The organism is Deltaproteobacteria bacterium (assembly GCA_028818775.1).
Lineage (GTDB): Bacteria > Desulfobacterota > Binatia > UBA9968 > JAJDTQ01 > JAJDTQ01.
In genome coordinates this window covers 36,983-53,140 of the sequence record JAPPNE010000036.1, presented here as the reverse complement: position 1 = coordinate 53,140, position 16,158 = coordinate 36,983, and the positions used below count along the sequence as shown (strand labels likewise).

Annotated in this window: 13 protein-coding genes; 2 read left to right on the top strand and 11 right to left on the bottom strand. The window is 66.9% G+C overall.

The features are described from left to right. A partial coding sequence (locus OXU42_03160) for an SDR family NAD(P)-dependent oxidoreductase (GenBank protein ID MDE0028388.1) occupies positions 1-339 on the bottom strand: 339 nt, incomplete at its 3' end. A gap of 138 nt (positions 340-477) precedes the next feature. Here OXU42_03160 and OXU42_03155 point away from each other — a divergent pair. Then, positions 478-1,509, top strand: coding sequence for an LLM class flavin-dependent oxidoreductase (locus OXU42_03155; GenBank protein MDE0028387.1), 1,032 nt, complete (start codon positions 478-480; stop codon positions 1,507-1,509). Between the two features lie 85 nt (positions 1,510-1,594). Here OXU42_03155 and OXU42_03150 read toward each other — a convergent pair whose 3' ends face one another. From OXU42_03150 to OXU42_03130, 5 genes are all read right to left on the bottom strand, one after another. Continuing rightward, a complete protein-coding gene (locus OXU42_03150) occupies positions 1,595-2,521 on the bottom strand; it encodes an aminotransferase class IV (GenBank protein MDE0028386.1) in 927 nt (308 codons plus the stop codon). A gap of 91 nt (positions 2,522-2,612) precedes the next feature. Beyond that, positions 2,613-3,242 carry an HAD family hydrolase gene (locus tag OXU42_03145; protein ID MDE0028385.1) on the bottom strand — a complete coding sequence of 210 codons (630 nt, stop codon included), beginning with the start codon at positions 3,240-3,242 and terminating at the stop codon, positions 2,613-2,615. 145 nt (positions 3,243-3,387) lie between these two features. Further along, complete coding sequence (locus OXU42_03140) at positions 3,388-4,443, bottom strand: MoxR family ATPase (GenBank protein MDE0028384.1); 1,056 nt, start codon at positions 4,441-4,443, stop codon at positions 3,388-3,390. Between the two features lie 86 nt (positions 4,444-4,529). Continuing rightward, positions 4,530-6,116, bottom strand: a complete 1,587-nt coding sequence (locus OXU42_03135) for a tetratricopeptide repeat protein (protein ID MDE0028383.1) — start codon at positions 6,114-6,116, stop codon at positions 4,530-4,532. 80 nt (positions 6,117-6,196) lie between these two features. Continuing rightward, positions 6,197-9,538 (bottom strand): DUF4175 family protein, encoded by a 3,342-nt coding sequence (locus OXU42_03130; GenBank protein MDE0028382.1) that lies wholly within the window; start codon positions 9,536-9,538, stop codon positions 6,197-6,199. Between the two features lie 245 nt (positions 9,539-9,783). Between OXU42_03130 and OXU42_03125 the strand changes: the two genes are divergently transcribed. After that, a complete protein-coding gene (locus OXU42_03125) occupies positions 9,784-11,367 on the top strand; it encodes an ethanolamine ammonia-lyase reactivating factor EutA (GenBank protein ID MDE0028381.1) in 1,584 nt (527 codons plus the stop codon). A 17-nt stretch (positions 11,368-11,384) separates the two neighbouring features. On the opposite strand, the gene OXU42_03120 is transcribed toward OXU42_03125, so the two are convergent. The 5 genes from OXU42_03120 to OXU42_03100 form a co-directional block, all read right to left on the bottom strand. Further along, positions 11,385-12,380: a TauD/TfdA family dioxygenase gene (locus OXU42_03120; GenBank protein ID MDE0028380.1), complete on the bottom strand. Its 996-nt coding sequence runs from the start codon at positions 12,378-12,380 to the stop codon at positions 11,385-11,387. A 6-nt stretch (positions 12,381-12,386) separates the two neighbouring features. Then, on the bottom strand, positions 12,387-13,736 hold the full coding sequence (locus OXU42_03115) for an HlyD family type I secretion periplasmic adaptor subunit (GenBank protein ID MDE0028379.1): 1,350 nt from the start codon (positions 13,734-13,736) through the stop codon (positions 12,387-12,389). A 562-nt stretch (positions 13,737-14,298) separates the two neighbouring features. Then, complete coding sequence (locus tag OXU42_03110) at positions 14,299-14,952, bottom strand: GPP34 family phosphoprotein (GenBank protein ID MDE0028378.1); 654 nt, start codon at positions 14,950-14,952, stop codon at positions 14,299-14,301. 14 nt (positions 14,953-14,966) lie between these two features. Next, positions 14,967-15,299 carry an STAS domain-containing protein gene (locus OXU42_03105; protein MDE0028377.1) on the bottom strand — a complete coding sequence of 111 codons (333 nt, stop codon included), beginning with the start codon at positions 15,297-15,299 and terminating at the stop codon, positions 14,967-14,969. A gap of 175 nt (positions 15,300-15,474) precedes the next feature. After that, positions 15,475-16,128, bottom strand: a complete 654-nt coding sequence (locus OXU42_03100; GenBank protein MDE0028376.1) for a GPP34 family phosphoprotein — start codon at positions 16,126-16,128, stop codon at positions 15,475-15,477. Positions 16,129-16,158: the final 30 nt, after the last annotated feature.

The following is a 16,158-nucleotide window of genomic DNA, read 5'->3' as shown; positions in this document are numbered from 1 at the left end:
GAGCGCCACCGCCGTCACCCGGTGCGCGTGCAGGTCGGCCGCCATCGCGTAGGCGAGCCGAATGACCGCGTTCTTGGCCAGATCGTAGAAGAGGTTGCCGCGATACCCGAGGGTATCGCCGTCGGTGACCTCGACGACGAGCCCCGCGTTACGCTCGACCATCAGTGGGACGCCGTGCCGGTTCGTGACGATGTGGCTGTGGACGGCGCGCTCCAGCAGTTCGAGCCCCTGAGCGGTGGAGAGTTCCCAGAAGGGCGCTCCCCACTCGGTCAGCGCGTCGCCGCCCCAGATGCTCCTCGTTCCGAGGGAACACTGGCCAAAGGAAGTAATGAACGTCACGTGTGGACCATACACCGCGTGGTATGTCTTGGGAACGCCTCTCCATCGGCCAAAACCGCGATGACGGGCTGCTCGCCGGCCCGCTTTACAAGGACGGATGTGAAGTGGTATCGACGCTCTGCCGTGCCTGGAGGGTAAGTGGTGGCAGACAACCGATTGGAACTTGGCCTTGGCCTGCGCGCGCGCCATCCGTCCGTGCTTGCGGAACATTCGCGGCAGGCGGAGGAGGCGGGCTTCAGCCACGTGTGGCTGTATGATTCGCCACGGTGCGCCGAGCCTTACGTTTCCCTGCCCTATTGCGCCATGGCCACGTCGCGGGCCGTCGTCGGCTTGGCGGTGACCAATACCCAGACCCGCGACCCCACGGTGGTGGCCAACGGCTTCGCGACCCTGGCCATCCTCACCGGCGGCCGGGTCAAGTTCGGCGTCGGGCTCGGCGACAGCGCCGTGAAGTTCATCGGCCGGAAGCCGCACCGTTTCGACGCTTTCCGGGAGAGCATCGACGTGGTGCAGGGGCTCCTTCGGGGCGAAAGCGTGCCGTACAACGGCCGGTGCCTGGCGCTTCCGGCGGTACCCGACGTCAAGCCCCCGCTGCTGCTGGCGGCCGAGAGGCCGCGGACGTTCGAGCTTGCCGGGGCGGCCGCAGACGGCGCCATCATCAGCCCGGGCGGGTCGCCCCGCTTCCTGCGCTACGCCATCGGGAGAATTCGGGAAGGGGCGGCTAGGGCCGGGCGGGAACCGGATGCGCTCCACATCTGCGCCTGGACTCACTGCGTCGTCGGCGATACCACGGAAGAGGCGATGGACGCGTTGGCGCCCGAGGTAGGGCGGACCCTTTTCAAAGCCGCGTTGCGGGTTCCGCCGGAGGTGCTGGGCGCCTCAGGACCGTTGTTGTCGGAGGAGTTGCGCGCCCATGTGCTTGACGGGGTGACGCGGCAGGACCACGAGTATGATCTCGCGCGCACCCTTCGTTCGGCACTGGGCGACGACTTGTTCCGGGAGATGACTCTGGCGGGCACGCCCGACGACTGTGCGGGCAAGATCGCCGAGCTGGCGGAGGTGGACGGCCTCAGCCAGCTCATCGTCAACGTCTACGGCCGAAACCGGGAGTTCGCGCTGAAGACGTTGGGCGGCGAGATGTCCCGCGGTCCTTCGACTCCGCTTCGCTAGCGCTCCGCTACGCCTGTCCTGAGCTTGTCGAAGGGCTTAGGACGAACGGGGTCGAAACGACACGCGCCGGCGGATCCCAATCCCGCTACAGCGGCACGGCCTCGCCCTCCGGCACCTTGTCCTTGTCGAGGTGCTTCAGTGCCTGGACGACGAAATCCTGCCCGAACACCTCGGTCCAGCCCTTTTGCAGCCTGCCCACCATTGGGCCGGGCTTGCCCTCGCCGATGTCGTTGCCGTTGATGCGGGTGAGCGGCAGCACGCAGCGTGAGGTGGTGGTCATGAACGCTTCGTCGGCGTTCATGATGTCGTACAACTGGAAGTCGGTCTCTTCCACCGGGATGTCGAGGTGTTGGGCGATCTCCAGCACCGCGCCCCGTGTGACACCCGATAGAATGGTCTGGACCGGCGCGGTGACCAGCGTCCCGTTGCGCACGATCCAGAAATTGGCCGCGGTGAGCTCGGTGACGTTGCCGTCCAGGGTCAACAGCAGGGCATAGGCCTCGGGGTCCACCAACTGGGCCTGCTGCTCCGCCAGCCACAGGTGCATGCGGCTGGTGCTCTTGATCTTGGGGTCCCACACCTGGGTGGGGATGGCGCGGATGTGCGTGGTGATGACGTGGCCGCCGTAGATATAGTGGTGGGCGAACTTGTTGAAGGCGATGGGTTCGCACAGGATGACCACCGTGGCCCGGCCTGCCTTGTCCGGCCCGCGGGTGACGTAGTGGCCCACGAAGTAGTCCTCGTCCGCTCCCAGCAGCCCCTTGTTCTGCTTCACCAACTCCACGGTGGTCTCGTGCATCTCGTCCGCCGTGAGGCCGGCATCCAGCTTCACCGCCTTGAGCGAACGGTAGAGCCGGGCGATGTGCCGGTCCAGTTGAAATATCTCGCCGCCGAAGGTCCGCGTCCGCTCGAACACGCCCAAGCCGGACAGGAAACCCCGGTCGTAGATGGAAACGCTCGCCCGACTCTCGGGCAAGAACTCGCCGTTGACGTATGCCGTGCGCTCTGCCATGGGAAACCCCCTTCCAGGTTCAAGGTTTGCGTTCAAGGTTCAAGATGTCCCTTATGGTAGGACGTTCGGGGCGCGTCTGTAAACCGCGGGCCTACGGGCCGTCTCGCAACAGTTCAAGCAACGCGTCCGGGGCATCCACGATGAAATCGGGAGACTCCAACGCCAAGGTCTCGCCCGCCTGATAGCCCCAGGTGACGCCTACGGTACGGACCCCGGCGGCGCGCCCGTGGCGGATGTCTCCGCGAGTGTCGCCGATCATGAAGGCTTCACGCGGCGGAACCCCGAAACGTTCGAGAGCATGGCGTATCTTGTCGCTCTTGGTGCCCGGCAGGCCGGCGTCGAGCACGAGGGAGACGCACGCCTCCACCCCGTTGCGGGCGAGGCCGTGCCGGACGAGTTGATCGTAGTTGGAGGTGACGACCACGAGGGTATGCTTCTCGGAAAGCGCCCTCAGTAGACGGGGGATGCCGGGAAACAGGGCGGGCTCGTAACCGCCGGCCGCCAGCACCTCGTGGATGCGACGTGTGTAGTCTGCGATGTGATCGTCGGGGACGCCCAGCAGGGCGGCGACGCCCGCGGCGTTCAGGTCCTCGATGGTCTCGAAGTCGTGCCGGGTCGGCGGGCGGCCCAGACCGGTGTCCGCGGCGGTCTGCCGGAAGGCGCCCAGAAGCGCGTCGAAGGAGTCGACGAGGACGCCGTCGTAGTCGAAATGGAGCAGCATGCGAACCGTGGAGCCTGCGCGCCGACCAACGCCCGGACCCGTCATTCCCGCTTCCGCGGTAATGACGATTCAGGGAGTTGGTGCCTCTCTCGGATGGTGTTTTGACACAGCCTGTTTCGCGGGAATGACGGGTCACACGAACGGCCTACGCCGCGACGCTGCCCTCCGCGGCGGGGCGCACCTCCTCCATCAGACGCGCGATGATATCCAGCGACGAGAGCCCCTCGGCCTGGGCCTTGAAGTTGGGGATGATGCGGTGGCGCATGACCGACGGCGCCATGGCCTGTACGTCTTCCACCGACACCGCGAAACGCCCGTCCAGTATGGTGCGGGCCTTGCTGCCCAGCACCAGGAACTGCGACGCCCGCGGCCCCGCGCCCCATTCGACGTAGTTCTTGACCACGTCGGGGGCCTGGGGATTGCCCGGCCGGGTGGCCTGGGCCAGGGACACGGCGTAGTTCACCACGAAGGGCGACACCGGCACCCGCCGCACGAGTTCCTGGTAACCCAGGATCGCGGGTCCGTCCATGACCTTGGCGGGATCGGGCCGGTTGGTGGACGTGGTCTGCATCACGATCTGCACCTCGTCCTCCAGGGGCGGGTACGAGACCTCGATGTTCAACATGAAGCGGTCGAGTTGCGCTTCCGGGAGGGGGTAGGTGCCTTCCTGCTCGATGGGGTTCTGGGTGGCCAGGACGAAGAACGGCAGGTCCAGCGGATAGGTGGTGCCGCCGGCGGTGACGCGGTACTCCTGCATGGACTGGAGCAAGGCCGCCTGGGTCTTGGGCGGCGTGCGGTTGATCTCGTCCGCGAGCAGCACGTTGGTGAAGATCGGACCTTTCAGGAACTGGAGTTGCCGCCGCCCCGTGGCGGCGTCCTCCTGCAGGATGTCGGTGCCGGTGATGTCCGACGGCATCAGGTCGGGGGTGAACTGGATCCGGTTGAACCGGAGATCCAGCACGTCGGCCAGGGTGCCGATGAGCAGGGTCTTGGCGAGGCCGGGCACCCCCACCAGCAGACAGTGGCCCCTGGAGAAGAGGGCGATGAGCACCTCGTCGATGACCTTGTCCTGGCCGACGATGACCTTGCGAATCTCCGCGAGCATGGTGCGGCGCTTGCGCCCGAATTCCTCGATGGCCTCCAACTCCTGATCCAGCAGTTGCGCTTCGTCCGCGCCCACGTTGTTGTCCGTGTCGTCCATGGTGGTGAGATTCCTTCCGGTTGCCGGGAACCGTTGTCGCTCGGCCGCGTAACGCGGGCGCGACGGTTGCGAATACGCTCTCCGAGTTATCCGCGTAGCCTCCTCATGACCTCGCGGGTCTTGCGCACGCTCGCGTCGTCGCCGATGGCCTCGTAGACCTGGCTGAGCACGCGATAGACCCCGGGATGGAAAGGGTTGATCTGCAGGGCTTCCCGCAGGGCGTCGCGCGCGCGGACGTGTTCTCCCGTGGCGTGGTGGAGCTGGCCCTTGAGATAGTACGTGTGCACCGCGTCGGGATCGAGATAGCCGGCCCTGTCCAGGTGCGGCAAGGCTTCGTCGTAGCGGCGCGATTGAATCAGGGTCTCGCCCAGCCGGTTGAGGATGATCGTGGAGTTGGGCCCGGCTCGGAGCGCCCGGCGGTACTCGGCGCTGGCGGCCCGCAGCCGCCCGCGCTGGCGCAGCCGGTCGCCCAGGTGCGTGCGGTTGCGGGCGATCTCGGACTGGATCTCGTCCAGCTCCACGGGCGGGGGCTCGCCGCCTTCTTCCGCCAGCGTGTACGTACGGATGCGGCTGCCCTGGACCACCGTCAACCCTTGGCCCTCCACGAAGTTCTGCCAATCCGCCTCGAAGCCGTCCAGCGGGACGCCCATCACCGCTTCGATGGCTTCCGCGGTGGAGAGTTGGTTCACCAGGGAAAGCACCTCGCGAATGCCGGCGGGTCCCTTGATCCGTGTGATGTAGTCCACCGCGGAGGCCACCTCCGCGTACGCGAGCTGGACCTGCTGCGGCGTGTCCAGGCGGATCAGGGACGGCTCCATGTCCTTGAAGCTCACGAACTCCCGTTGCTCGACGGCCGTGGCCAGCAGGGTCTCGTTGGCCGGCGTGAGGTAGTCGGGGCGCTCGCCCTGGGTCGGATTGCGCCACACCGTTTCGTAGTAGCGGGCGATGCCTTCGTGCAGCCAGATGGGCGCCTTGTTGCGGGTCAGGTGGACGATGGCCAGGTGGATGTACTCGTGCACCAGCGAATCCAGCCAGCGGTAGCCGCGGGCCATCACCCGCGGTGAGATGACCATCACCTTGTTGAACTTGCACAGGCCGATGGCGCCGGTTTCCTGGATGTCCCGCAGGGTGAACGTGGTGATGGCCATGAAGGAGCGCGAGTCGGGCGCGATCTCGATGCGCGCCTTGGCGCGCGGCCAGTAGCCCAGGGCGCGCCCGACCTCCTGGTGCGCCAGTTCCAGCGCCGCCAGCGCCGGTTCCGCGAGGATGCCGTCGCTCTCCTCGTGGAGGTGCAGCACGAAGTGGTCGCTCTCGTAGCGCTTGAACTGCGAGGTGACGTCGTGGGTCTGTTGCAGCAGCAGGCGGAGGGCCTGGCGCTGCTCGTTGTCGGCGTCGACGGCCAGCGCCTTCTCGACGGTCTTGAGGGCCTTGTCGTAGTCGCCTTCGTAGTAGGTCAGGAGCGCCGCCAGATCCAGCGCGTCCGGCGAGTCGGGTTCCGCCTCGAGGAGGCGGTCGACCACCGCGCGGGCTTCCTCCACCGCCCAAGCACCGATCAACTCCCGCGCCTGTTCGACGTCGGACGCGGGCTCGTCGGCGCCGTACGCCGGGACCGCGGCGCCCAGAGTGAGCAGGCCCGCGAGCCACAGAACCCGGCACATCGTCTTGAATTGCACCCGTTTCATCATGGTTCCCAGCCCCGTCGGGGCCGGCCGCATTGCGCCCGCGTCATCGGTGGTCCCCACGGCACGCTCCGCTATTGTGACAACTCCCTGAAGTAGCGCTCGATCTGTTCTTTGAATTGCTCGGGCACGCCTTCCTTGAGCGACTCCAGGACTTCCTCGCGGAAACGGTCGGGCCGGTAGTCGTCCTTGCCGGGCAGCTTGAACTTCTCCGTATCCAGTCCGGTGAGGTTTTCGTCGATGTCGTGTTCGGGGAACTGGGGCGCGCCCGTGGGAGGCAGGAACTCGCCGGTGGGCAGGAACCGGCCCCGGCGGAACACTTGCATCAGCGGCACGCGCCCGAAGCGGCCGCGCTGCGCCAGCCGCTGCATGGCCTGCTGCATCTGCTGACTCGATTGGGACAGGAGGTTGATGGCCTGCTGCTCGGGCGGCACGGCCTGCCCGGGACGCAGCGAGCCCAGCTCGTGTCGGGCCTCGCCCATGGATTCCCGCGCTTCGGCGATGCTGTTGACGATCTTCGGGTCGAGCGACGGGAAGAGCTGGAACAGATACCGGAGCCGGTCGACGAGGTCTTGGGTACGGCGTTCCAGCACGTCCTCGCGCGTCGCGAGGGAGCGCGTGGCTTCCTTCTGTTCCGGAGTGAGTTCGGGCTCTGGAAGGGCGGCGATGGCCTCGTAGGCGCGAGCCAGCTCCGTCAGCATGGCCAGGGCGGCGTTCTGTGCCGCGTCCAGCTCGCCCATCCCCGCCAGTTCCTCGGTCGCCGGCCCGAGCCGCTTGGACAGGGTGTCGAAGTCCCGGTCCTTGAGCATGTCGCGCAGGCCCGACAGGAGCCCTCGGATGGCCTCGTTGCGCTCCCGCTCGGCCGGGGTGCGTTGCCGGTCGCTTTCGAGGTCGGGGGGAGCCAGCAGTTGCTCCAGCACCGCCAGGTCGGTCTGCGCTCCGGCCGCCAGTTCCTGGGTGGCCCGCTCGCGGATCTCCTCGATCTTTCCGGCGATCTCCTTGTGGGTGCGCTCCGTCCCCAGGAGGATGTCCTGCTGTTCCTGGAGGATCTCCATGAGCTCGTTGCTGGACTGGCCCATGGCCCCCTGCATGCGTGACATCATGTTGCCCTGGGCCTGCTGTTGTCCGCTGCGCAGCATGGCGGCCAGTTGCGCCATCTGGTTGAACATCTCCCGCGCCATCTGCAGCGCGCCCTCGATGTCGCCTTCCCGCAGCTTCTGGCGGATCTGCTCCATCATGGAACGCATGTCCGAGAAGGGCATGTTGCGCATGGACGACGGGTTGACGAACTCGCTGGGCATCTGCCGGGCGAACTGCGCGAGGGAGGCCTGAAGCTCCTGGAGCTGCTGTGCCAGCTTGGACAGCTCCTCGAGCACTTCGTCCAGTTCCTTGTTGCCGCTGCGGAGCTTCTCCAACGAATCGAGAAAGCGTTCCTGGTTCTTGACCATGTCGCGGGCGGAGTCGGCCATGTCCTGCCCGGTCAGCCTGCGGCTCACGTCCTCGCTCAGCATGGAGAGCCGCTCCAGCTCGGTGGCCATGGCGTCGTGGGCCTGTTCGCGCTCCTCCGGCGACGCGGCCTGGCGCATCCGCTCCACCAGGTCCTCCCGTGCATGCCGGAGGTTGCGTTTCAGGGTCTCCAGGTCCGACCACGTGGCGAAGTCGCTGATGCGGTCCTCGCGCGTGCGCTGCATGGTCTCGTCCACGCGCTGCATCATGCGGTCGAGACCCTCGGCCAGCCGTTCTATCGGCCGGTCCGCCGCTTGTTCGTCGCCAGCCGCCTGCTCGTCAACGGCCGGCTGGTCCGGCGGTGCCTCCAGGTGGTCGCCCAGGAGATCCACCATCTTGTCCGAGATGTCGCGGATCATCTCGGCGACCTGGCGATGCTCGGCCTTGAGGTTCTTGAGGCGCAGGCTCAACGGCCGCGACTTGCCCAGCTTGGGGCCCGAGATGGTGTCGTTGTCCAGCACCTCGAGGTGGTAGACCACCACGTCGCCTTCCTCCAGGCGCATGCCGTCGAGGTCCCAGATGAAGGTCTCCTGGAGTTGCCGGGTCAGCTCGGCGCGCCACACCGGGATGCGCTCCTCGCGCTCGCCGATGGTGGCCACCAGCGTGACCTCCTGGAGGCCGTAGTCGTCGTTCGCGCGGTATTCCAGCGCGATCCGCTCGTCGCCGTTCACTTCCAGGTCTTCGGAGGGCTTGAGCATCTCCACCACCGGAAAGCCGTCAGGCACGGCGTGCATCGCGTAGGGAACCGGCAGGTTCTCGAAACCGAAGGCATCTTCGATGCGGATACGGTACCGTTGCGAGCGGAACAGCACGAGGCTCCCCTGGGCCAGATCGCCGGTTACCTTGAGCGGCACTTCCCGGCCGTCGTCCAGGGCCACGACGGCTCCTGCCATGGCCTTGTTGGCGCCGGCGGAGAAGCTCAGCGTAGAGCCCTTGATGCCGCGTACGTTGCCGCCGGTGAAGGTCTCGTTGGGCAGGCCGGTGTAGTGGGGAGGATAGAGGGTGACCTTGAGGCCGGTGACGACCGGCCGGTCCACCGCCGTGATCCGGTACCACGGCGAGGCGAAGGGGCCGGTAACCACTCGATAGTCCAGGTCCTCGGTGACCTCCGGCAGCACCGCCGCGTAGCGGTTGTCGCCGCCGGCATTATCGCCGGTGTTCATGGCGACGGTCTCGACCGTTCCATCTTCGCTGCCGCCGGTGGCGGTCGGCCGCCGGAAAGCGAGTTCCACGGCCTCGGGCTGCGCGCCCGAGGTGACGGCTTCCACCGATACCGCGGTGCCGCGGATCACGCGCACGTCACGGGTGACGACGTGGATGAAGATCTCGGCGGGCGGCAAATGCTCCAGCGGGTGCGCCACCAGCGCCAGGGAGCGCGCGGGGAACCCCGGGTGCCACAGGGCCAGCGCGATGACCGGGGCCGCGGCCAGGGCCAGCACGCGCGCCTTGGTCCGGAGCGGCCCGGTATCCACGAGATCGGCGGGTTGCAGGTCGCCGATCTGTGCGCGGGTCTGGCGGATGAGCGCGAGGATCATCGGCGCCGAGACGCCGGCGCCTTTTCCCGGGTCCGCGAGTTGCGGGTAGAGCTGCAACGAGTTGATCAGGTTGTTGCGCAACTCCGGGCGTTGGCGTTCGATGGCACGCGCCGCCCACGTCAGGCCGCGGCGCCGCAGGAAGGAGTAAACGATGAACCCGGCCAGCGCCAGCAGGATGAGGATGGACCCGACGCTGAAGGCCAGCGGCGCGTAGAGCAGCCGCTCCTTCACCAGGTCGACGCCGACGCCCAGGGCCGCCAGCACCGCCAGGGCGGTGGCGGCCAGGCAAAGCGCCTCCAGGCCCTCGACGGTTCTCAACCGGGCCACGAACCTCCTCAGGAAGTCGTCGATGGGACGGTATTCTTCTTCGTGCAACGGAGGTTCCCCTTCCCGGCGCGGAACGCTGTCGACCATTGCTGGCCTGGATTCAGGGCGCCTTCGGCACCAGCCGAAAGTATGCGGTTCATTCTAGAGCTTTTTCCCGCTTTGACAAGCGCTCCCGACCGCCGATGCCGCCACGCCTCGGCGCGCGGGCCTCGCCGCCCTGCAACTGGCAAGCCGCCGGGGCTTGTGTTACTACGTGATGCTTCGCCCGCATTCCCCGAAAGGAACCCTCTTGAATGGATCGCGATTCCGCCGAGCTTCCTCTCCTGTGCCACGAAGGACATGAAGACCACGACCACGACGATGTGCCGCTTCCCGATGAAGACCACCCCATGTGGCGCTCCGAGCGCATCTCCCTGACTTCGGTCGGCATCGACATCGGCTCGTCCACCTCCCATCTCATCTTCTCCAGGCTGCTGCTGCGCCGCCAGGGCATTTCCCTGTCGAGCCGCTTCGTGGTGGTGAGCCGCGAGATCGTCTACGAGTCGCCGATTCTGCTGACCCCGTACGTCGACAAGCTCACCATCGATACGGCGAAGCTCAACGACTTCATCCACGACGCCTACGCCCGCGCGGGCCTCACCCGGCAGGACATCGACACCGGCGCCCTCATCGTCACCGGCGAGGCGGCCAAGAAGAAGAACGCCGAGGCCATCGCGGCGCTGTTCTCCGAGGAAGCGGGCAAGTTCGTGTGCGCCACCGCCGGGCACAACCTCGAGGCGATCCTGGCGGCCTACGGCTCCGGCGCGGTGGAGCTGTCGAACCAGGATGGGGACGTCGCGTGCATGAACGTGGACGTCGGCGGCGGCACCAGCAAGATCGCCGTCACCCGTGGGGGACAGGTGGTGGACACCGCGGCGCTCGAGGTGGGCGCGCGCCTGGTGGCGCTGGACGGTGAACAGCACATCAACCGGCTGGAGGACGCGGGCGCGCGCGTCGGCACGGCCAGCGGTTTGTCGCTGGCCGTGGGCGAGACGCTGGCGGAGGCCGACAAGGAGCGCATGGCCGACACCCTGAGCGGCTGTCTTCTCGAAGTCCTGGGCCGCGGGCCGCTGTCGCCGCTGACGCGGGAGATGATGCTCACGCCGGCACTGTCCTACGAGGGGCCGATCCACACCCTGCAGTTTTCCGGCGGCGTGTCCGAGTACATCTATGGCTACGAGACCGCGGACAAGGGGGACTTGGGCAACCACGTGGGACGGAAGATCCGCGCGGGCGCGGTGGACCTGTCGACCCGCGAGTCGTGGCGCTTCAAGGAACCCGACGTGCGCATCCGCGCCACGGTCATCGGCGCGTCGCAGTACACGGTGCAGGTGAGCGGCAACACGATCTTCCTTTCCGACGACTCGGTGCTGCCGCTGCGGAACCTGCAGGTGATCACGCCGCACTTCCGCCAGACCGAGCCGCTCACCACCGAGGACGTGCGCAGCTCCATCGAGAGCGCGCTCCAGCGCTTCGACATGACCGACGGCGACCGCGGCGCGGCGCTGGCGCTCCACTGGGACCTGGGGCCTTCCTATCCTCTCATCAAGACCCTGGCCACCGGCGTGGTGGAAGGCATGCGCGAGCACCTGCGCCGGGGACATCATCTCGTGCTGGTGTTCGACGCCGACATCGCGAAGCTCGTGGGCAACATCATCGACAAGGAGATTCTCCCCGGCGCCGGGGTTATCTCCATTGACGGCATCGACCTCAAGGACTTCGATTTCGTCGACATCGGCGAGGAGTTGCCGGACGCCAAGGCGGTGCCGGTGGTGATCAAATCCCTCATCTTCCGCCACGAGGAGTGGGGCCGGGGACGCCTGCTGGCCGACGAATGACCCAAGGCCGGCGACGGTCACGCCGCCGGGGCGCGTTCCTTCCTCTTGCGCCGAAGACGGATCGGGTGCTCCGGGTCGAGGGGCCTGAAGTCGGCCATGGAGAGCCAGACCCGCAGAAGGTGGCGCTCGGAGCCGTCGCCGGTGAAGCGCGTGCGCGAGTGCAGCACCACGTGGTTGTTGAAGTACTCGACGTCCCCGGGCCGAAGCTCCAGCGAGATCGCCACTTGATCCGCTACCTCGTTAAAGACCTCCAGTGCCCGGTTCTGCGCCGCGGTCAGCTCGGGGACACCCGCGATTTTCTGGGCCCGCTTGATGTGCACCGGGTAGGCGCAGGCGTTGAAGACGCCGTCGCGGACGCTCACGAACGGCAGGCGCGTCCAGCGGTGTCCGTAGTCCGGATGGGGCTCCTGCAGCGCCACGTGGAAGGGGCGGGTGAGGACGCGCAACTGATCCGGATGGTCGGCCGCCAGGATGTTGTAAACGGCGGCGGCGCTGGCGAACCTCCGCGTGCCGCCGCAACGGGCGGCGCTCAGGCACAGGAACCCGATCACGTCTTCGAGGTCGGCATGGAAGGGGAGGGTACCGGCGGCGCGGAAGCCCAGGCCGTGGGGATTGTTCTCCGCCTCCTCGCGCACGTGCGCGAGGGTGACTCCCCTGGACTGCTCCATGGGCTCGCCCAGGCACCGGCTCAGCGCCATGAACGTTGCGGCGGCCGCTTGCTCGGTCAGGTACTGGACCGGCAGCCCGCGCAGGATGCGGAAGCCCAGGCCCGATCGCAGTTCCCGCTCGGTCCGCGCCATCTGCCAGGCGAGGAAGGAACCGTCCGGCACCGCCGCGTGCCCGCCTCGGAGGACGGCGCGGGACACCGCCGACAACTCCATCAGTTCGTTCGGGGTCAGGTCATGCAGCCACGCGGGCGACCGTCCGAGGTCGGCGGGCATCCAGGCCGCGGGATCGGACGCCGGCGGGAACTCTTCCGTGCGGGACTCGGTGGACAAGGGTACCGTGTCCATGCGCATTTACCTCTCCCGGAATGCGTCCTGCCGGTATCCCCGAAGGGGCTGCAGGACGTATTCGATGAGGCGCTGCTTGCCCAGGATGACCGCGGCCTCGGATGACATGCCGGGCAACAGGCCGATCTTCCGGCCTTCCACCTCCATGTAGGTCTGGTCGAGGTCGATGAGGGCCTTGAAAGCCGGGCCGCCCTGCGCGGTCCCGGGCTGGGCGGCGGCTGCGCCCGACACCCCCACCGCCACGCCCGCGAACAGCGAACCTCCGCCCTGGGCTCCCGCGTCCACGGCGTCCTTGCCGATGTGGCGCACCGTACCCTCGATGGCGCCGTAGCGGCGAAAGTCGAAGGTGGCTACCTTGAGCGTGACCCGCTGGCCGGGCTTGACGAAGCCGATGTCGGCGTTGGCGATGAAGGCTTCCACCTGGATGCCGGCATTCCGGGGAACGATGACCATGAGCCGCGCGCCCGGCTCCACCATGCCGTCCTCCGTATGCACCGCGAGGTCCTGGACGACGCCGTCCACCGGCGCGCGCAGGGTGTGGCGCGCGCGCAGCTCCCGTGCCTGGCGGATGTCTTCGCGCAGCACGAGCATCCTTTCACGCAGCGTTGCCAGGGCGGCCCGGCGCTCGCGGTAGAACTCCGACACCGTCCGCTCCTTCTGCGCCCGGAGTGCCGCCAACGCGGCCCCGGCTTCGGCCAGCTCCCGCTCGCGCAACGCCACGTTGCCTTCCAGTTCCACCAGACGCTCCTGCTCGTCGATGACGGCGAGCCGCGAGCCGTGGTTGTTGCGGTACAAGGTCTCGCGCATGGCGGTTCGCTCGCGTAGGATGGGCAACAGCCTGCGATGCTTGGCCAGGGCGGCCTCCAGGGTCCGAACCTGCGCCCGCCGCTCCGCCATCCGGTTGTCGAGCTCCTGAAGGTGCGCTCGGTGGGAGGCGACCTGGTCCGCCAGCAGGTCTCTGTTGATGGAGACGATCTCCGGCGGCGCGCCGGCGGGCGGACGGAAGGCCCGGTTGTCGCGCCATGCCACGAGCGCCTCCAGCCGCGCCGCCTCCACCGAGCGGGTCTGAAGCTCGGCCGTGCGCTTGGAAATCTCGGCGTCCACGAGGGTCGTGTCGAACTCGATGAGGACGTCGTCGTGTCGAACCGGGCTTCCTTCCTCCACGGCAATGCGCCGGATCTTCCCGGCCTCGAAGGACCGGATCACCTTCACCTGCCCGGTGGGAACGATCCGTCCCGGCGCCACCGCCGCCAGTTCCACCTCGGCCACCGAGGCCCACGTGAGCGTGCCCACGAGAAAGACACACAACGCCACGAGCAGGAGTATGTCGGTACGATGCTGATGCGCCTTGTTCATGGACGGGTTCCCGAGGATTCGTGCTTCCGCCACGGGACGGGGATCGCGGCCGGTCACGGAAGGGACGGGCAAGAAACGAAAGGTCCGCTTGCCCGCCCTTCCTCATCCACAACCGACCTCCCGTGTCGGTCTAATCGGTGTTCCCGGGATCGCAACTCGAACACGCACAGCCGCACCCACAGGCACAGCCGCACCCGCACGCACATCCGCACGCACATGCACTACCACAACCGCAGCCACAGCCGTGGATCTCCACATCCAATTCGTCCTCCCGTGGGTCGAGCAGCCATGGGAAGGCGATGGGTTTCCGTTCATCAATGGGGCTATCGACAAGTTGCATCGGTCGTGTCCTCCTTCGGTTTGTTGGGCCTTCGTGGCCCTCACAAACACAGATCGACGGTGGAGGATCGAACTTTAGCGCTCAGGGGGTGAATTTTACGGAGTCGGCACCGCCCCGCACGCGCCCTCCCCGAGTTCGTGGACGAGGCGCGCAAGGTGCCTGGACTCGAGTCCAAGCAGTCGGTGACGGGTGGGGTCGGTTGAGTGGCCGGAGGGCAGGGGGCTAGTGCGCCACCTGGGCCATGGCCATGGTGATGGACTCCTCGATGTCGGCGATGACGGCGCCGACCTCGCGGCCGATGAGGTCCATCTTGCGGAGTTGCTCGATGCGCGGGCGCACCCGCTCCATCTCTCTCTCGGAGAACAGGTCGCCCAGGATGTCGCAGGCGTCGACGAGGCAGACCAGCGCGATGTCCCGAGGATCGGGCATGTCGTCGGAAAGCAGCACGTCTTCCATGCGCAGCTTGACGCCGCGTTCCACGCGACCGTCGATGGTGGGATAGCGGCGCGACTGGAACACCCACAGGAAGCGCTCGTCCTTGACCTCGATGATGCCGCGTTCGACGAGGTTGTCCATGACCTTCTGGCGGATGGCCGCGGCCTGCTCTCGCGCCAGCAATTCCACCCAGCCCTTGGTGTCCAGGTTTTCGCCGGAGTTGGCGATGCGCTCCAGCGCGCCGTCGAGCAGGGGATTGTCCGTGGGCGTGGCGTCGATGACCACGAGCTGCTCGGGGTCGGTGTCGACGCGGCTGGCGAAGGCCAGATCCATCAACACCGCGCCGATCAGGATATGTTCCACGGCGCCGCCGCGGATGGGCAGGAACAGCCCGTCGTCATCCAGCATCAAGAGGGTGATCTCTTCGGTGAAGGTGAGCATGGTGTCGCCTCGGCCTATCCTGCCGCGAGGGCGGCATCGCGGGTGTCGTGGTATTCGAGCATGTTGAGAAAACCGCTGACCTCCATGACCGATTTGCACGAAGGCTGGAGCGCGCACACCGACAGTTTTCCGCCTTGCTGCTGGCACTTCTTCGCGCTCACGAGGACCACCCGCAGTCCGGCGCTGCTGATGTAGTCCATGTTGGCGCAGTCCAACAGCAGGCGGTGGTCGCCACGCTCTATGATCTCCGAGATCCGCTTCTCGAGTTCCGGGCTGGTGAAACCGTCAACGCGCCCGCTCGGGGCCACGACCACCATCGATCCGCTGGTTTCCTCTTGAATGTCCATCCGACACCTTTTCCCTGTTGCGTTAGACCTTGTCCGAAAGACGGTAGCAACGGTTACCGTCATGCCGTGGCGCTCAACTGAACTCGAACCCCCTACGAAGGCCGCCAAAGAATATCACAGTTCCGATACGCGGGCAACAAGCCGACGCGCTCGCGGAGACGCGGATGCGCCGACACTAGCGCGTCAACGGGGCCATGGCCATGGTGATGGACTTTTCGATGTCGGTGACGACGCTGCCCACCGCACGGCCGATGAGATCCATCATCCGGAGTTGCTTGATACGGGAGCGAGCCCGTTCCATCTCGGGTTCCGAGAATAAGGCGTCCAGGATGCCGCAGGCATCCAGCAGGCCGATCATGGCAACGTCCCGGGGGTCCGGAGTATCGTCGGACAGCAGTACATCCTTCAACCGCAGCTTGGCCTCGCGTTCGATGCGTTCGTCGATGGTTGGATAGCGCCGGATAGAACGAAAGATCCGGAAACTCCCGTCTTTGGCCTCGACAATGCCGCGTTCGATGAGTGTGCTCACGGCCTGTTGGCGGATGTCGGCAGCCTGCTCCCGGGCCAGCACCTCCATCCACACCTTGGTACTCATGGTCTCCCCGGCATTGGCGATGCGTTCCAGGGTCCTGTCCAGCAGCGAGTTGCCGGTGGGTGTCGGGTCGGTCACCATCAGCTTCTCGGGGTCGGTGTCGATGCGTTTGGCGAAGGCCAGGTCCATCAGCACGGCGCCAACCAGGATGTACTCCACGGCGCTGCCGCGGACCGGCCGGTATACACCGTCGTCGTCCAGCATCAACAGCATGATCTCTTCGGTCAATGTGAGCATGCGCCTTCGGACCCCATTGTGCCGCGAGGG